The organism is Halomonas sp. CnH100-B (genome assembly GCF_024124605.1).
Taxonomy (GTDB): Bacteria; Pseudomonadota; Gammaproteobacteria; order Pseudomonadales; family Halomonadaceae; genus Vreelandella.
The window spans coordinates 291720-308678 of sequence record NZ_JAMXRX010000001.1; the positions used below are offsets into that span (position 1 = coordinate 291720).

Below are 16959 nucleotides of genomic sequence, written 5' to 3' on the forward strand. Positions count from 1 at the left end.
GGCGCGTCTCAGTCGGTTGGGTCAATCCGCTCATGCGCTTAGCGTTCAAGCGGCGTATAATTGCCCTCATTTTTGTTGAGCTCGTGTTGTCTGTCGCTTTAAGGCGGCGGGCACGCACTCAGGCTCAAGTGTTGCGGGAGCACCATCTTCATGCCATCAGTGTCTGAGCGTCAGGCGTCCGATTCCACTCGTCGCCCCACGCCGCTTGAGCGCTATCAAGCCGATCTCAAGCGCAGCGATTTTCAGTATGACCCGGCCCAAGAGCAGGCGGTCAAGCATCTCCAGCGGCTCTATGATGAGCTGTTGGCGACGCCAACGACGGTGCCCAAGGCCGTGGTGGCCAGCAAAGGAATCAAAGCCAAAATGGCAGGTTTGCTGGGTAAGAAGCATGCGCCTGCCAAACCGCCGTTGCCCCAAGTAAAAGGGCTCTACTTCTGGGGAGGCGTAGGGCGTGGTAAGACCTACTTGGTCGATACCTTTTATGAGGCGCTGCCGTTTCCCGAAAAAATGCGCACCCATTTCCACCGGTTCATGCAGCGGGTTCATAATGAGCTAACTCATTATAAAGGCGAGAAAAACCCGCTCACTCTCATCGCGGGTAAATTTGCCGCCGAGGCACGCGTTATCTGCTTCGATGAGTTTTTCGTCAAAGATATTACCGACGCCATGATTCTCGCTAACTTACTGGAAGCGCTCTTCCAGCGCGGCGTGGTATTGGTGGCGACGTCGAATATCGTCCCGGACGATCTTTACAAGGATGGGCTGCAGCGTGCGCGGTTCGTGCCTGCCATTGAATTGGTAAATCGACATTGCGAGGTGGTCAACGTCGATTCGGGTATCGACTATCGTCTGCGGGCACTGGAGCGTGCTGAAATTTTCCATGCGCCTCTTGACGCTGCGGCCGAGAAAGAGCTAGCGCGCAGCTTCCGAGAAATTGCCGGTCAGCCTGGGGAGGAGGGTGCACCGCTGGAAGTTAATCACCGGGTGCTCAAAACGCGTCGCCTGCATGAAGATGTGGTGTGGTTCGAGTTTGCCGAACTGTGTGACGGCCCGCGCAGCCAAAACGACTATATCGAGCTGGCCCGAGAATTTCATACCGTTCTGGTGGCCAATGTGCCGCGGATGGATGGCAAGATGGACGATCAAGCGCGGCGTTTCATCAACATGGTGGACGAATTCTATGATCGCGGCGTGAAGCTGCTGATGTCGGCGGAAGTGCCGGTGGAGTCGCTTTACAGCGACGGTAAGCTGACGTTCGAGTTTCAGCGGACCTTGTCGCGATTGCAAGAGATGCAGTCTCGCGAGTATCTGGCGCTGGCGCACAAGCCTTAGGGTGGTGGCACGCAAAAAAAGTCATAGAGCCCTTAACTTGAGCGGATGCTTACTGTAGAATGCCGCCTCGCTACACGTTGCTGGCATTTGCCCGCAACCAAAAAAAATAGGGATGGTGCTTCACCGCCTAGCGGTGTGAGACACCCAACACACTTAATCTGGTGATTTCATCCATGAAGACGTTCAGTGCTAAGCCGCAGTCCGTCCAGCGCGACTGGTACATTGTCGACGCTACGGACAAAACGCTCGGTCGTCTGGCAACCGAGATTGCTCGCCGCCTGCGTGGCAAGCATAAGCCCGAATTTACCCCTCACGTTGATACCGGTGACTACATCGTCGTCATCAACGCCGAGAAAGTCCAAGTAACCGGTAACAAGGCGAAGGCAAAGACCTATTATCGCCACACAGGTTACCCGGGCGGTCTGCGCTCCATGACATTCGACAAAATGATCGATCACGCTCCTGAGCGTATCATCGAGTCTGCCGTCAAAGGCATGCTGCCGAAAGGTCCGTTGGGTCGCGCCATGTATACCAAGTTGAAAGTGTACGCCGGTGCCGAGCATCCGCATGCTGCCCAGCAGCCGCTTGAACTGAACATCTGAGGAAATCTTCGCCATGACACAGCAGTATTACGGTACCGGGCGCCGCAAGACTTCCACCGCTCGTGTGTTCCTGAAGCCGGGTTCCGGCAAAATTACCGTCAACAACCGTGAACTTGACCAGTACTTCGGTCGTGTTACCGGTCGCATGGTTGTTCGTCAGCCACTAGAGCTGACCGAGACACTGAACCAGTTCGACGTGTACGTGACCGTTGAAGGCGGCGGCGGCTCTTCACAGGCTGGCGCCATTCGTCACGGCATTACGCGTGCCCTGATGAACTACAACGAAGATCTGCGTCCTACGCTGCGCGCTGCGGGTTACGTTACCCGTGATGCTCGTCAAGTTGAGCGTAAGAAAGTCGGTCTGCGTAAAGCACGTCGTCGTCCGCAGTTCTCCAAGCGTTAATTCTACGCTATGCGGCAAAAACGCCCAGGTCAAAGACCTGGGCGTTTTTTATTGGAATATCAAAAAATTATAACGCTCGTACCACCATCGTCCGGGGCGGTTGTTCTTGTGCAGAGCGCTTTGTTTTTTTAACATAGACTGTATTTGATATTCGTCGTCGCAAGACGCCTTTGCGACGGAACGGGTAAGCTGATGGGAGAAACCAGAAATGGCAGATAACGGCGTAAACAAAGGCCGGCGCCGTTTCCTCGTAGGCGCCACCTCCGTTGTGGGGGCGGTGGGCGCTGTCGGGGTTGCGGTCCCCTTTGTGGCATCTTGGCAGCCTAGTGCCAAGGCAAGGGCGGCAGGCGCCCCGGTACAAGCGGATATTTCCAAGCTTGAGCCGGGTCAGCGCATGACCGTCGAATGGCGTGGTCGCCCGATTTGGATCATTAACCGTACGCCCGAGATGATCGAGCGTACGGAAGCGCTTGGCGCGGATAGCCTGGCGGATCCGGATTCCGAAGTGCCACAGCAGCCTGCCTACATCCAGGGTGAACTGCGCTCGATCAGGCCTGAAATCGGTGTGCTGATCGGTATCTGTACTCACTTGGGCTGTTCTCCTCTGTTTCGGCCTGAGCCGGATGCGGAAGGGGTGGGCGTCGATAACTGGCCGGGTGGTTTCTTCTGCCCATGCCACGGCTCTCGCTTTGACTTAGCCGGTCGCGTTTTTAGCAACGTTCCTGCGCCGACTAACCTTGAAGTGCCGCCCTACCGCTTTGAAAACGATGACATCATCGTGGTCGGCGAAGATGAGGAGAGTGCCTAATGGCTAATCCAAATAAGGCAAAGGCCGAAAGCGGCATCATGCGTTGGGTGGACGACCGTTTCCCCGCCACGCAAATGATGCAAGACCACCTGACCAAGTACTACGCGCCGAAGAACTTCAACTTCTTCTATATTTTTGGTGTATTGGCACTGCTAGTGCTAGTCAACCAAATCTTGACCGGCGTATGGTTGACCATGAGCTTCAACCCGTCAGCTGAAGGTGCGTTTGCTTCAGTTGAATACATCATGCGTGATGTGGAGTGGGGTTGGCTGATCCGTTACATGCATACCACGGGGGCGTCAGCCTTCTTCGTGGTGATCTATATGCACATGTTCCGCGGCTTGATGTACGGCTCTTACAAAGCGCCCCGCGAGCTGGTGTGGATCTTTGGTATGACGATCTACCTCGCGCTGATGGCGGAGGCCTTCATGGGCTATCTGCTGCCATGGGGGCAGATGTCTTACTGGGGTGCTCAGGTCATCATCTCGCTCTTCTCTGCCATTCCGGGCATCGGCCCTGACCTGGCTCAGTGGGTGCGTGGTGACTTCCTGATCTCGGGTATCACGTTGAATCGCTTCTTCGCGCTCCACGTCGTCGCACTGCCGATCGTGATTTTGGCGCTGGTCGTGCTGCACATCATCGCGCTGCACGAAGTAGGGTCTAACAACCCTGACGGTATCGACATCAAGCAGAAGAAAGATGAGACCGGTAAGCCCCTCGATGGCATTGCGTTCCATCCGTACTACACCGTGAAGGATCTGGTGGGTATCGCGGTCTTCCTGTTCGTGTTCTGCGTGGTGGTGTTCTACTTCCCGGAAGGGGGTGGGTACTTCATCGAGAAGCCGAACTTCGAGCCGGCCAACCCGCTGAAAACGCCTGACCATATCGCACCTGTCTGGTACTTCACGCCGTTCTACGCCATCCTGCGCGCGATTACTTTCTCGCTGTTCGGGCTGGATGCGAAGTTCCTCGGCGTGGTGTGTATGGGAGCCGCCATCGCTGTGCTGTTCGTGCTGCCGTGGCTTGACCGCAGCCCCGTGCGCTCCATGCGCTACAAAGGCTGGATGTCGAAGGTCATGCTGCTGCTGTTCTCGATTAGCTTCATCATTCTGGGCGTATTGGGCGTGCTGCCGTCTACGGAAGGTCGCACCATCCTTGCGCAGGTGTGTACAGCCATTTACTTCGCCTTCTTCCTGCTGATGCCGATTTACACCAAGCTGGAGAAGACTAAACCCGTTCCGGAAAGGGTGACTGGCTAATGAAAAAGCAACTATTAGCACTGCTCTTCGCAATCGTGCCGGTCACCGCGATGGCCGCTGGTGGCGCGAGCGTGCCCCACAGTATGGAGCCTGATCTGCACGACCAAGCGTCGCTGCAAAACGGCATGAAGCTCTACGTCAACTACTGCATGGGCTGTCACTCGCTGGAGCACCAGCGTTTTGCGCGTGCTGCTGACGACCTGGGGATTCCGCAGGACTTGGTGGAAGAGAACCTGATCTTCTCCTCCGACTTGGCGTTCAACGACCAGATGCACATCGCCATGGACAGTGGTGATGCTGAGTCTTGGTTCGGCGCTGCGCCGCCCGATCTGACGCTGGAAGCGCGTCTGCGTGGTACTGACTGGGTTTACTCCTACCTGCTGGGCTTTTACAAAGACCCGAGCCGACCCACCGGTGTGAACAACACGGTTTACGAGCTGGTGGCGATGCCTAACGTGCTGGAGCCTCTCCAGGGCGTTCAGGAAATGGTCTGTGCCGAAACCGATCAGCCGGTGGCAGGTCACGAACCGGATCCTTTGTCGGGCAAGTATCAGTCGTGTGACGTGCTGCAAGTCACTCAGCCGGGGGCCATGGAGCCTGCCGAGTTCGAGGAAGCGGTGTACGATTTGACCAACTTCCTGGCCTATGTCGGTGAGCCTTCCAAGCTGCAGGCGCAAGCTCTTGCACCCAAAGTGCTGATCTTCATCTTTATCTTTGGTGTGATTGCCTACCTGCTCAAGCGTGAGTACTGGCGAGACGTCCACTAAGCAGTCAGATTTGATGGGACGTACAGGCGCACGGCGAAAGTCGTGCGCCTTTTGCTTGTCTGCATGTTGCTATGTATCGCTGGCTACCTTCCCATAAGAGGGTGCTGGCATGTTATTATCGAAAATTGTTTTGATGCGAGGATGCTTTCATGGGTGTTGTGGCCAAGCGGTCGTCAATGATCTTTTACTCAGGTAGTGATGATCATTTCAGTCATCGAGTGCGCATTGTTCTGGCTGAAAAAGGAGTGGCGGTCGACATCGTCGATGTCGCCGAGGAGCAGCCGCCTGAAGAGCTAGCAGACCTCAACCCGTACAACAGCGTTCCGACGCTGCTGGATCGTGACTTGGTGCTTTACGAGTCCAAGGTCATGATGGAGTACTTGGACGAGCGTTTTCCTCATCCACCGTTGCTGCCGGTTTATCCTGTAGCACGTGCGCAAAGCCGTCTCTGGATGCACCGTATCGAGCGCGAATGGTGCCCGATGCTCGAGCAGATTCGTACAGGCGGTAAGAAAGAGGCCGATAAGGCGCGTAAGGAGCTACGCGAAAGCCTGATTGGTATCTCGCCCATCTTCGAAGATATGCCTTATTTCATGAGCGAAGAGTTTACGCTGGTGGACTGCTGTCTCGCCCCCATCCTTTGGCGTTTACCCGAGCTGAACATCGAGTTGCCCGAAAAGCAGGTCAAGCCGCTGCTCGGTTACATGGCGCGGGTATTTGAGCGTGAAGCGTTTAAAGCATCTTTGAACGAGCGTGAAAAAGAGATGCGCGCTTGAATTCATTCGGCCTCTTAGCGCTTGAGCAAGGGGCCATACACGTTAGGAGGAGGGAGCCTTATGAAATCGAGCCGTCCCTATCTCGCCCGAGCCCTTTATGAGTGGCTGTTAGACAACGAGCTGACCCCCTATTTGGTGGTGGATGCGACCCAGCCTGGGGTCGAAGTGCCACGGCAATTCGTGCAGAACGGACAGATCGTGCTCAACGTGGCGCCGACGGCCGTGCGCGACCTGTTTATGGAGAATCAGGCGATCGGCTTTAACGCTCGTTTTGGCGGTCAGCCCATGCAAGTGATGATTCCAACGCCCGCGCTGATTGCCATTTATGCCCGTGAGAATGGGGCGGGTATGGTGTTTGGTCATGAGCCTGAGCTGGATGCGGCAGGCTTCGACGAGCATGATGAGACGTCGGATGACGTGGAAGATGCGGCGTCGGAGGCTTCGAAGCCGGAGTTGACTCTGACGGAGCCAACGTCGGATACGGCGTCCAACGGTTCTTCCGAAGCCGGTGCCAGCGATGACAAGCCCAAGAAGAAGCCTACGTTGCGTGTCGTGAAGTAATTCGCTGAGTGGCTCGCCTGTATACAAAACCTCGCCAGATATCTGGCGAGGTTTTGTCGTTCATGGAGGCTAGTCGAGGTAATCGAACACCTTCACGATTCGCTGAACGCCTCCTACCGATGAAGCGGCGTTGACGATGCGGTCAGCCTCTTCACGCGTCACCATGCCCATCAGGTAGACGCTGGCATTTTCCGTGGTGACCTTCAGCTTGGAGGAGTCGATGCGGTCATTGGTGGCCAAGTGGCTGATCACATTGGTAGTGAGCCACGTATCCGTCAGTCGCTGAGTCGCGGGTAGATTGGCCGCCACGGTCAGTTCGTTATGGACTTTTTCCACGCCACGCAGGTTGGAAGCCACGCTACCAGCCATGTTCTTTAGCTCTTCGCTAGGCACTTGTCCGACGAGTAGCAGGGCACCATTGTAGCTGTGGGCGCGGATGCGGGCATCGCCAAGGCGGGCGTCTGCGCGGGCCAGGGCGCGCTCTACTTCGCGCTCGATGGTGGCATCGACCGCTTCCACGTCGTTGCTGCGTTGGCCGTAGTTGGACGGATTCGAGGCGCTATTGTTGGCACAGCCGCTGAGGGCGATCGCGCCACAAAGCGTTGCAGCCAGTAGGGTTTTGGAGGAGAAGCGCAGGGCCATGGGGATGACTCCTTGATCAGTAGGGATTCACAAAACGCGCGTTATTAGTCAGCGCCGCCAAACAGTTGTTCGTCAATTAAATCACAAAGACAGTGAATGACGAGCAAATGCACCTCTTGGATGCGCGCGGTGGAAGTGGCAGGTACGCGAATTTCGCAGTCATCTTGGCCCAGCAGCGAGGCCATATTGCCACCGTCACGTCCGGTGAGGGCCACCACGGTCATGTCACGGTCGTGGGCAGCCTGGATGGCTTGAACGACGTTGGCCGAGTTGCCGCTGGTGGAGATTGCCAGCAAGACATCGCCAGGCTGGCCCAGTGCGCGGATCTGCTTGGAAAAGACTTCGTTGTAGCTGTAATCGTTCGCAATAGAGGTGAGTGTCGATGTATCGGTCGTCAGAGCCAAGGCAGGGAGACTGGGGCGCTCGCGCTCGAAACGATTCAGTAACTCAGACGAAAAGTGCTGGCTGTCACCGGCACTACCACCGTTGCCACACGCGAGAATTTTTCCTTCGTTGACTAAGCACTGCACCATCATTTGACTGGCGACCTCGATGAACGGAGGTAGCACTTCGCTGGCGTAGGTTTTGGTATCGATGCTGGCATTAAAATGGCTGAGTATACGAGATTGAAAGTCCATCAGGGCTTCCTAGTTAAGATTATTAATACGCGTCGAAAGCCGCTTGCTCCCAATGGAACTCGAGAGCGGGCGGTCTGCCTGTAATGGCTAGGATATCAAAGCGACAGGGGCATGAGAGGTCATGTCGCGCAAGATAGAGCGACGCTGCGCGAATCAAGCGGCGACGCTTTTGTGCGTTGACCATTTCGAGTGGGTGCCCGTGGCGCGTCGTGGCGCGGTGTTTGACCTCGACGAAGACCAGCGTATCCCGGTCGTACATGATGAGATCCAGTTCGCCGCCTTTGACATGGTGGTTGCTGGCCACCCACCGAAGACCACGCTGCTGCAGCCATTGAGCGGCTAATTGCTCAATGGCTGCGCCTCGTGAGCGAGCTGTTTGTGGTCTACTGCTCGTCATCCAGTAAGCCAGGAATCAAGATGGGCGACGGCGTGCCGTTCTGGAATTTGGCCCAAGGCAGTTCGCGATGAATGCGCCCATCGTTGGAGAGCGATAGGGTGCCGGTACTGCCGCTCAGGCCATTCAGTCCAGAAAGGTCCGACATGCGTTTAGCGAGTTCGTAGGCGTCCACGCCCATGGCCATTAGACGGAACATGGAGGCATCCGCTTCATCGCGCAGCGCTTGATACGTGGGGTAGAAGGGCAGCACTTCTTCGCCGCCTACTGCGGCGTCCGGGATTTGCCAGGGGATGTCCATGAACATCACGTCATTGAGATCCTGATCCAAGCGCGTTTGTAGGCGCCCTTCGTGCAGGTGAGACGTGGCGTAAATGGGCAGATCCGGCGCGTAGTAGTAATCCAGCGTAGGCGGCACTTGGCGTGCGTAATCCGGGAGTGCCAGCAGGAAGAGGGCATCGATGTTGCCAAGACGCGCCCGTTCGCCGCTGACGTTGAGCGCCGTTTGCACCGCATTCGATACCGGGCTGCTCGGGTTGTAGCGCACGGCATTCGTCACCTCGCCACCCAGGCGCTGAAACTCGTTCCAGAAGGCTTCACCAACTCGGCGGCCCCAATCGTTATCGGGCACCATCAACGACATTTGGCGCTGACCGTCTTGATAAGCACGTCGCGCGGCTTGGCGGGCTTCGTCTTCCGCAGACAGGCCATACTGCAGCAGGCGCTGTGCTTGATTGTTGGCGCTGCTGCCGTAGTTGAGGGCTAGCGTAGGCAGCGGAACGCTATCGCGCTGTTCGAGCTGGGTCACTTGATCTTTGTCCAGCGGCCCAATCATGAGCTGCGCGTTCATCTGCTGCGCGCGGCTATAGAGTTCGTCTAGCGAGTACTGTGCGGCGTCGATGAAGCTTAACTGAACGCCGTCATCGCTGATGTCGTTATGACGGCGCATGGCGCTGGCAATGGTGTTGGCCACGCTGCTCAGCGGGCCAGACTCCGGCAGCGCAACGACGATGCGGCGCACGTCGGTGCCATCCAGCTCGGGAAGTGTGACCTGCACCTGATCCGGCTGCTGATTCATGGCCTGCTGAGCCCACTGACGCCGTTCGGCTAAGGTCTGCTGCTGATTGGCTTGCATGGGCAGTTCGTCGTCCAAGACCTGGGTGGCGCGGAGTACCGCGCGCGGGTCGTTCAAGCCACGGGCAAGTTCGGAAAACAGCATGGCCCAGCGAACGCGGTCGGTGTCGTTGAGCTGCGCCTCGTCGATGCTGTTGGCGGCATCGAAGGCGTTTTCACGCTGACCTTGGCGGGCCAAAATGTTGGCCGCTTCCAAGCGCGTGCGCGCCGCTTGCTCCGGGGCTTGCTGTTCGGCTTGATCGAGCAAGCGCCCTGCGTCCTGGTCAGGCACGCGATCAACCACGCTGGGAGGCTGCATGGCGCACCCGGTGATGAGCAGTGCCATGAAGGCAGTGGCCAACAGGCCACGAAGTGACTGTTTCATGTATCCTTCCTTAGTTTCCATTTGCGCTGTCGCGGTCTATCAGCTGGTAAGCGTGGCTTTCCACAAGCATAGCGCACCGTCAGGGCAAGCCATTAACAAATCGGGAGTCACGATGACACACCAACATCCGGGCACATTGTACGTGGTTGCTACGCCAATTGGGAATTTGGACGACTTAACGCCGCGTGCCGCTCGGGTTTTAGCCGATGTGTCGCGCATTGCGGCGGAAGATACCCGTCACAGCGCGCGCCTGCTCGCTCATTTAGGCGTCAACACGCCCATGATGTCGCTACATGAACACAACGAAGCCCAGCGGGTCGATACGCTGGATCGCTACTTGCTAGCGGGCGAGAGTATCGCGCTGATCAGCGATGCGGGTACGCCGCTGATATGCGATCCGGGGTTTGTCTTGGTGCGGGAGTTGCGCGCCAGAGGGCGGCATATCGTGCCGCTACCCGGCCCCTGTGCGCTAGTCACCGCGTTGTCCGGCGCGGGCCTGCCCACTGACCGCTTTACGTTCGGCGGCTTCTTGCCTTCCAAGCCTAGTGCCCGCCGACAAGCGCTGGAGAAGTGGCAGAGTCGTGAAGAAACGCTGGTGTTTTACGAATCGCCCCATCGCATTGTCCATACGCTGGAAGCGCTTTGCGAACAGATGCCCGAGCGAACGGTGGTGCTGGCACGGGAGCTGACCAAAACCTTCGAAACGTTTTTGCAGGGCGCTCCGGCCGCGCTGCGGGATCAGCTCGCGGAGGACCCCAACCAGAGTCGCGGGGAGTTCGTGGTCATGATTTCTGGGGCGCCCCCGGCGGTACGAGAGGACGAGCAGTCCATCGCCGCTGACGAGTTGCTGGCTGCTTTGCTGGCCGAGGGTGTTGGCGTCAAGCAGGGGGCCTCGGTTGCGGCGCGAATGTTGGGCGGGCGCAAGCAGGAGTGGTACGCCCGGTTGCAGGCAATGAAAGGTCAGCATTGAGGCGAACGCAGGGCGCTGGTATGCTTGCCGCCGGAGTTGGCCAGACAGTCGCCGCTGGCGCGTTCGCAAGAGCCGCCAGGGGAGGAAAGTCCGGGCTCCATAGGGCAGAGTGCCAGGTAACGCCTGGGCGGCGTAAGCCGACGGAAAGTGCAGCAGAGAGTAGACCGCCTAAGCCTTTCGGGGCCGGTAAGGGTGAAAGGGTGCGGTAAGAGCGCACCGCGCGCCTGGCAACAGTGCGTGGCATGGTAAACCCCACTCGGAGCAAGACCAAATAGGGACCCAACGGCGTGGCCCGCGCTGGGTCCGGGTAGGTTGCTTGAGCGCTGTGGTGACGCAGCGCCTAGAGGAATGACTGTCCACGACAGAACCCGGCTTATCGGCCGACTCCCCATTTCCATGAAAGGCGCGCCCGGCGCGCCTTCCCAAATTTTGTGTGAGAGTAACATGCCTTCTGCTGACGCTGATCAGGTCGCCCGCTTTCGTCATACCAGCGTTTTATTGGAAGGAGCGGTAGATGCCCTGGTTCATGACCCTGAAGGAGTCTATCTGGACGGTACCTTTGGTCGTGGCGGTCACTCCCGATTGATTCTTTCGCGCTTGAGCGACCAGGGCCGATTGTTGGCCATGGACCGCGACCCGCAGGCCATTGCTGCCGCGGCTGAGATAGATGACGCCCGTTTCCACATTACTCAGCGTGAGTTCGCCCATTTGGCGGAATTTGCCAAGGAGCAAGGGCTCTACGGCAAGCTCTCTGGCGTGCTGCTAGACGTCGGCGTCTCTTCCCCACAGCTCGACGACCCGGAGCGCGGTTTCAGCTTCATGCGTAACGGCCCGCTGGACATGCGCATGGACCCTACCCAGGGGGAGAGCGCCGCCGAGTTTTTAGCCCGCGCCAGCGAAGCCGATATCGCCAATGTCTTCAAAACCTATGGTGAAGAGCGCTACGCCAAGCGATTGGCGAATGCCGTCGTGAAGCGTCGCGTGGAGCAGCCTTTCACCCATACGGTGGATCTGGCCGAGGTGCTGAAGGCTGCCCACCCGGCGTGGGAAAAGGGGCGCCATCCGGCGACCAAAGCGTTCCAGGGGCTACGAATTTACCTCAACGGGGAACTCGAGCAATTAGACGCCGCCTTAGAGGCAGCGTTAGAGGCGCTGGCACCAGGTGGGCACCTCGTGGTGATCAGCTTCCACTCTTTGGAAGACCGTCGCGTGAAGCGGTTCATTCGTCATCACGTGCGGGGAGATACTCACTTACCCCGCGGCGTACCCATTCGGGACGATCAGTTGAATCGCCGTCTGGAGGCGTTGGGTAAGGGGAGTCGTCCGAGCGACGAGGAAGTCGATGCTAACCCCCGCGCGCGTAGTGCCGTCATGCGGGCGGCTCGTAAGCGAGGCTAATCATGAACATGGAGCGGTTAGGGCACTGGGCGTCCACATTGAGGGCAGAGTGGCCGTTTAAACTGCGCCTACGTTGGTGGCCCATCACGATGATCGTGCTTTTCGTGGCTTGTTTGCTGACCGGTTTGGCCGTAGTGACGACAACGCACATGACGCGGATGCAGTATGCCGAGCTGCAGCGGTTGGAGCAGGAGAAAAACCAGCTGCAGACCGAGTGGGGCCAGCTGTTGTTGGAGGAGGGGGCGTGGTCTACACCCGCCCGCATTGAGCAAATTGCCACGGAACGGCTAGAAATGCGTATTCCTGACGTAAATGATGTCGAGGTGATTCGGCCATGAGGCGTGACGGTCGGGGAGGGAAGTCCCGCCAATACCCCATTGCGCCGCCGCTTGCCGGTGGGCGCTTTTTCTTTATCTTATTGGCCGTTGGCTTGGCATCGGCAATTTTGATTGGGCGAATTACGCTGCTCCAGGTCATCGATCGCCCCTTCTTGCAGAGCCAGGGCGATGCCCGCACGCTGCGCCATGAAACCATTCCCGCCCACCGTGGCATGATCACCGACCGAAACGGTGAGCCGTTAGCCATTTCTACCCCGGTCGTGACGCTGTGGGCGAATCCGCAAGAGTTGCCGACGGACGCCATCCAGCGCGTCATGCTGGCCCAGGCGTTAGGCATGACGCTGGAGGATTTCGAATCTCGCGTGGCGCGCTACAGCAGCCGTGAGTTCATGTACCTGCGGCGGCAGATGACGCCCGAGGCGGCACAACGCATCCTCGATTTGCGCACGCCAGGTGTCTACCCCCAGCGTGAGTACAAACGCTACTACCCTGCTGGTGAAGTCGCGGCTCAAATACTCGGGGTCACCAATGTGGACGACGTTGGCCAGGAAGGTTTGGAGTTGGCGTATCAGCCTTATCTAGCAGGCCACCCCGGTCAGCGGCGCGTCATCAAGGACCGACGCGGCCGGCTGGTACGAGAGCTGGGAGTCATTCGCGAGGCGCAGCCCGGCGGAGAGCTAACATTGGCGATCGACCAGCGTATTCAGTACATGGCCTATCGTGAGTTACGCGCCGCCGTGGCCGAGCATCAAGCCGATGGGGGCGTGCTCGTGATGATGGATGCACGCACCGGTGAAGTGCTGGCAATGGCCAATTTTCCCTCCTACAACCCCAATAATCGGGCCGGGTTGGATCCTCGCGGGTTGCGTAACCAGGCGCTGGTCGATGTATTCGAGCCGGGGTCGGTGATGAAACCGCTCGCGATGGCGGCCGTTCTTGAAAGTGGCATCGTTGGTCGTGATGCGGTCGTCGACACCTCGCCGGGGTGGATGCGTCTGGATGAGTTCACGATCCGCGATTTTCGTAATTATGGTGAGTTGGACCTCGCGGGGATTCTCGAAAAGTCGTCCAACATCGGTATGTCCCGTTTGGCATTGCAGTTGAGCGATACGGCGATTTGGGAAAAGTACAACCAACTGGGCCTTGGGCAGAGTCCAGGCACAGGATTTCCGGGCGAATCGACGGGTAATTTACCCGCCCGTGTGCAATGGTCCCGAAGTGAACGCGCGGCACTTTCCTATGGCTATGGCCTATCCGTCACCGCTGTCCAATTGGCCAGCGCGTACACAGCGTTAGCCAATGACGGTGAGCGCCTCCCTCCTTCGCTGCTAAGGTTGTCAGAACCCCCGCAGGGCATTCCCGCCATTGAGCCTAGCGTTGCGAACGACTTGCTCGACATCTTGGAGACATCGGTAGGGGCTTACACCGGGGGGCGACGGGCACGGGTAGAAGGGTATCGCGTAGGCGGTAAAACCGGCACTGTGCGCAAAACCGGCCAGCAGGGATACGCCACCGATGCTTACCGCAGCGTGTTTGCCGGTATCGCCCCGATTTCGGACCCGCGTATCGTGACGGTAGTAATGATTGACCACCCCAAAGCAGGTGAGTTTTATGGGGGAGCCGTGGCAGCTCCGGTGTTTTCGAGCGTCACCGGTAACGCTCTGCGCTTGCTGGATGTGCCGCCAGACTACGAGGTCGAATAGTGTTTAAGGAGATGGCATGACCATATGCCCAGATCAGTTACGGAAAGCGTTGCACCACGTATGGCCGAGCGCCGAACTGCCGGCCCTGCCTGACCTACCTCGGCAGCTTCATCTGATCACCGATTCTCGCAAGCTCCAGGCAGGCGATGTGTTCGTTGCCGTGCCCGGCAGTCAGAGTGATGGCCGAGCGTATATCGAGCAGGCGTTGGCCAGTGGGGCTACCCTGGTGCTGGCGCATACCAAAGAGAGCGACGTGAGCCTGGACGGGCGCGTGCTGTTTTTGCCGCATTTGTCGCTACGCCTGGGGGAGCTGGGGCGTACGTTATTTGACGTGCCGAGCGGACTTGAGATCATTGCGGTCACGGGAACCAACGGTAAGAGCTCGGTGACCCACTACGTTGCTGAGCTCAGCGAACGCTTGGGAACGCCCGCCGGTGTGATCGGCACCTTAGGCGTGGGACGTCCAGGGAAGCTGTCGGAGAGCGGGTTGACGACACCAGGACCGCTGGCGCTGCAATCGACGCTAGGTGAACTGGCACGCCAGGGCGTCAAACGGGTCGCGCTGGAGGCCTCTTCCCACGCGTTGGATCAGCAGCGCTTGGATGCGGTGGACGTGAACGTTGGCGTGTTTACCAACCTGACTCGGGATCACTTGGATTACCACGGCAGCATGGCCGCTTATGCGGCGGCGAAGGCCAAGCTCTTTCGTCGGACAGAGTTGACCCTGGCCGTTGTGAACGGTGACGACCCCCTGGCCCGCTTGATGCTGGCCGGGTGTGATCAGCGTGTGCGCGTGTTGGCGACCGGCAGTGATGAAGCCGTCACGCTACGAGTGTTGGATTGGCAGCCGCATGCTCTCGGGCAGCAGGCGTTGATTGCGACTCCGGACGGTGAGAAAGCGCTGCAGCTAGGACTCATGGGCCGCTTCAATCTGGACAATGTGCTGCTGGCCATCGCCGTGCTGTACGGGTTGGGGGAGTCGTTGGACGCTCTGTTCGAGGCTGCGACAACGCTTTCGCCGGTGCCGGGGCGTATGGCGTGCTTCGGTGGTGAACACGCGCCCAGTGTGGTGGTGGATTATGCCCATACCCCAGATGCACTACAAAGTGCATTGGGTGCGTTGCGTGCCCATTTGGGCAGTCAAGGTAAGCTATGGTGCTTGTTTGGCTGTGGAGGCGAGCGCGATACCGGCAAGCGCGCCGAAATGGCCAGCGTGGCAGAGCAGCTGGCAGACCGGGTCGTGGTGACCGATGACAATCCGCGCGGTGAGTCGGCGGCGCACATTCGCCAACAGATTCTCACCGGCTTTACCGGGCGTGCCACGGTCGATGAAGTCGGTGACCGCCGCCAAGCCATCCGCCACGCGGTACATCAGGCCGCGCCAGAGGATGTCATTCTCGTGGCCGGCAAAGGGCACGAAGCATATCAAGAGATCGATGGCGTACGTCATGCCTTCCAAGACGACGAGCAGGTGCGCGACGCGCTTGCTACGCGAGGAGCCGCGTGATGTGGACGTTGGCAGAAATGGCTGCCGCGCTGGGGAGCCCTGTGCCGCCAGAACTTGCAGAGCAGCGGGTGTCAGCCATCGTGACCGATACGCGTAACATCGTTCCGGGCTGCTTGTTCATCGCCTTGAAGGGGCCGCGCTTCGATGGTCATGCGTTCGTGGAACAGGCAAGAGCGCAAGGAGCCTCCGCCGCGCTCGTAGAGAGGCGTGTGGATAGCGCCATGCCGCAACTGGTGTGCTCGGATACCCGCTTGGGGCTAGGGCTATTGGCCAAAGCATGGCGCAGACGGTTTAGCCTGCCGCTCGTGGCGGTCACCGGTAACAGCGGCAAGACCACGGTGAAAGAGATGACCGCTGCCCTGCTGGCACCGTTAGGGAAGGTGCTGGCGACAACGGGTAATCTCAACAACGATATCGGCGCTCCGCTAACGCTGCTGCGTCTCTCCGAAGAGCATCAGGCGGGCGTGATCGAGTTGGGAGCGAATCATCTTGGCGAAATTGCCTGGACGAGCCAGCTCACCGCCCCGCAAGTGACCATCCTGACGAATGTGACCGGTGCACACGTAGGGGAATTTGGTGGCATGGGGCAGATTGCACAGGCCAAAAGCGAGATTTTATCGGGTCTCGACTCACGTGGCACGGCCATCATCAACCGAGACGATCATTACTACGCTTTTTGGTCGGCCTGCGCCGCTCCGCGGCGCTGTGTAAGTTACGGCTTACACGAGGATGCGGACGTTCACGCTCGGGCACTTTCCTGCGACTCTCAGGGGCGGTATGCTTTCACGCTTATTGCCCATGGTCAGCCTCTCGGCGACGTTCAACTGCCGCTCATTGGCAGGCATAACGTCAGCAATGCCCTGGCTGCCTCTGCAGCGGCACTGGCGCTGGGCGTGTCACCGCAGGACGTGGTAACCGGGTTGAGCGGTTTGACCTCGCTGTCCGGGCGTCTGAGCGTGGTCGCTGGGTTACGGCATACCACGCTGTTGGATGACACGTACAATGCCAATCCTGGCGCGGTGAAAGCCGCACTGGATGCCCTGGCCAGCTTTCCAGCGCCGCGCTGGTGCGCGTTAGGAGCGATGGGGGAGTTGGGGGACGAATCGCAAGCCCTCCATGCCGAGATTGGCCGCTACGCGGCGTCGCTGGGCATCGATGCGCTATTGACATACGGCGAGGCAGCCCAGGCGGCCTCGGATGCCTTTGGTCGCGGGCAGCATTTTGACGATCACGAGACGCTGGTGCGTCATGTTATTAATACTCTTCCACCCCACACCACACTGCTGGTGAAAGGGTCGCGTAGTGCTGGCATGGAAACGGTCATCGCTGCACTGCGCGCGGATGACACAAGGTAAACGCCGTT

At 58.7% G+C, this 16959-nt stretch carries 18 protein-coding genes and 1 other RNA gene; 15 read left to right on the plus strand and 4 right to left on the minus strand.

The window, feature by feature from the left end:
* Nucleotides 1-150: 150 nt before the first annotated feature.
* The 8 genes from zapE to NH398_RS01270 all read left to right on the plus strand — a co-directional run bounded on the left by zapE (nucleotide 151) and on the right by NH398_RS01270 (nucleotide 6508).
* Nucleotides 151-1332: a cell division protein ZapE gene (gene zapE / locus NH398_RS01235; protein WP_253015976.1), complete on the plus strand. Its 1182-nt coding sequence runs from the start codon at nucleotides 151-153 to the stop codon at nucleotides 1330-1332.
* 173 nt (nucleotides 1333-1505) lie between these two features.
* Nucleotides 1506-1934, plus strand: coding sequence for a 50S ribosomal protein L13 (gene rplM, locus NH398_RS01240; RefSeq protein ID WP_159342557.1), 429 nt, complete (start codon nucleotides 1506-1508; stop codon nucleotides 1932-1934).
* Between the two features lie 13 nt (nucleotides 1935-1947).
* The gene (gene rpsI / locus NH398_RS01245; RefSeq protein WP_044629966.1) at nucleotides 1948-2337 is read left to right on the plus strand and encodes a 30S ribosomal protein S9; all 390 of its coding nucleotides are present in this window, start codon (nucleotides 1948-1950) and stop codon (nucleotides 2335-2337) included.
* A 208-nt stretch (nucleotides 2338-2545) separates the two neighbouring features.
* Nucleotides 2546-3145, plus strand: coding sequence for a ubiquinol-cytochrome c reductase iron-sulfur subunit (petA, locus tag NH398_RS01250; protein WP_159342556.1), 600 nt, complete (start codon nucleotides 2546-2548; stop codon nucleotides 3143-3145).
* A complete protein-coding gene (locus NH398_RS01255) occupies nucleotides 3145-4404 on the plus strand; it encodes a cytochrome bc complex cytochrome b subunit (protein ID WP_159342555.1) in 1260 nt (419 codons plus the stop codon). The genes petA and NH398_RS01255 overlap by 1 nt, the downstream gene beginning before the upstream one ends.
* On the plus strand, nucleotides 4404-5171 hold the full coding sequence (locus tag NH398_RS01260) for a cytochrome c1 (RefSeq protein WP_159342554.1): 768 nt from the start codon (nucleotides 4404-4406) through the stop codon (nucleotides 5169-5171). Before NH398_RS01255 ends, NH398_RS01260 begins: the two co-directional genes overlap by 1 nt.
* 149 nt (nucleotides 5172-5320) lie before the next feature.
* Nucleotides 5321-5947, plus strand: a complete 627-nt coding sequence (gene sspA / locus NH398_RS01265; protein WP_159342553.1) for a stringent starvation protein SspA — start codon at nucleotides 5321-5323, stop codon at nucleotides 5945-5947.
* Between the two features lie 60 nt (nucleotides 5948-6007).
* Nucleotides 6008-6508: a ClpXP protease specificity-enhancing factor gene (locus NH398_RS01270; RefSeq protein WP_253015978.1), complete on the plus strand. Its 501-nt coding sequence runs from the start codon at nucleotides 6008-6010 to the stop codon at nucleotides 6506-6508.
* A gap of 69 nt (nucleotides 6509-6577) precedes the next feature.
* On the opposite strand, the gene NH398_RS01275 is transcribed toward NH398_RS01270, so the two are convergent.
* The 4 genes from NH398_RS01275 to NH398_RS01290 are packed head-to-tail and all read right to left on the minus strand — an operon-like array spanning nucleotide 6578 to nucleotide 9680.
* Nucleotides 6578-7150 carry a BON domain-containing protein gene (locus tag NH398_RS01275; RefSeq protein WP_253015980.1) on the minus strand — a complete coding sequence of 191 codons (573 nt, stop codon included), beginning with the start codon at nucleotides 7148-7150 and terminating at the stop codon, nucleotides 6578-6580.
* Nucleotides 7151-7194: 44 nt separating this feature from the next.
* A complete protein-coding gene (locus NH398_RS01280) occupies nucleotides 7195-7788 on the minus strand; it encodes a phosphoheptose isomerase (RefSeq protein WP_139527185.1) in 594 nt (197 codons plus the stop codon).
* Between the two features lie 22 nt (nucleotides 7789-7810).
* Nucleotides 7811-8185: a YraN family protein gene (locus NH398_RS01285; protein ID WP_159342550.1), complete on the minus strand. Its 375-nt coding sequence runs from the start codon at nucleotides 8183-8185 to the stop codon at nucleotides 7811-7813.
* Complete coding sequence (locus NH398_RS01290; protein ID WP_159342549.1) at nucleotides 8172-9680, minus strand: penicillin-binding protein activator; 1509 nt, start codon at nucleotides 9678-9680, stop codon at nucleotides 8172-8174. Before NH398_RS01290 ends, NH398_RS01285 begins: the two co-directional genes overlap by 14 nt.
* Nucleotides 9681-9792: 112 nt before the next feature.
* Here NH398_RS01290 and rsmI point away from each other — a divergent pair, with 112 nt between their 5' ends.
* The 7 genes from rsmI (at nucleotide 9793) to murF (ending at nucleotide 16951) form a co-directional block, all read left to right on the plus strand.
* Complete coding sequence (rsmI, locus tag NH398_RS01295; protein WP_253015982.1) at nucleotides 9793-10650, plus strand: 16S rRNA (cytidine(1402)-2'-O)-methyltransferase; 858 nt, start codon at nucleotides 9793-9795, stop codon at nucleotides 10648-10650.
* 32 nt (nucleotides 10651-10682) lie between these two features.
* Nucleotides 10683-11042: RNase P RNA component class A (rnpB, locus tag NH398_RS01300), an RNA gene on the plus strand.
* A 52-nt stretch (nucleotides 11043-11094) separates the two neighbouring features.
* Nucleotides 11095-12048, plus strand: coding sequence for a 16S rRNA (cytosine(1402)-N(4))-methyltransferase RsmH (gene rsmH / locus NH398_RS01305; RefSeq protein ID WP_253015984.1), 954 nt, complete (start codon nucleotides 11095-11097; stop codon nucleotides 12046-12048).
* Between the two features lie 2 nt (nucleotides 12049-12050).
* Nucleotides 12051-12386 (plus strand): cell division protein FtsL, encoded by a 336-nt coding sequence (gene ftsL / locus NH398_RS01310; protein WP_253015986.1) that lies wholly within the window; start codon nucleotides 12051-12053, stop codon nucleotides 12384-12386.
* Nucleotides 12383-14089: a penicillin-binding transpeptidase domain-containing protein gene (locus tag NH398_RS01315; RefSeq protein ID WP_253015988.1), complete on the plus strand. Its 1707-nt coding sequence runs from the start codon at nucleotides 12383-12385 to the stop codon at nucleotides 14087-14089. Before ftsL ends, NH398_RS01315 begins: the two co-directional genes overlap by 4 nt.
* Before the next feature lie 16 nt (nucleotides 14090-14105).
* Nucleotides 14106-15596: a UDP-N-acetylmuramoyl-L-alanyl-D-glutamate--2,6-diaminopimelate ligase gene (locus tag NH398_RS01320; RefSeq protein WP_253015989.1), complete on the plus strand. Its 1491-nt coding sequence runs from the start codon at nucleotides 14106-14108 to the stop codon at nucleotides 15594-15596.
* On the plus strand, nucleotides 15593-16951 hold the full coding sequence (gene murF, locus NH398_RS01325) for a UDP-N-acetylmuramoyl-tripeptide--D-alanyl-D-alanine ligase (protein ID WP_253015990.1): 1359 nt from the start codon (nucleotides 15593-15595) through the stop codon (nucleotides 16949-16951). The genes NH398_RS01320 and murF overlap by 4 nt, the downstream gene beginning before the upstream one ends.
* The last annotated feature ends 8 nt before the right edge of the window (nucleotides 16952-16959 follow it).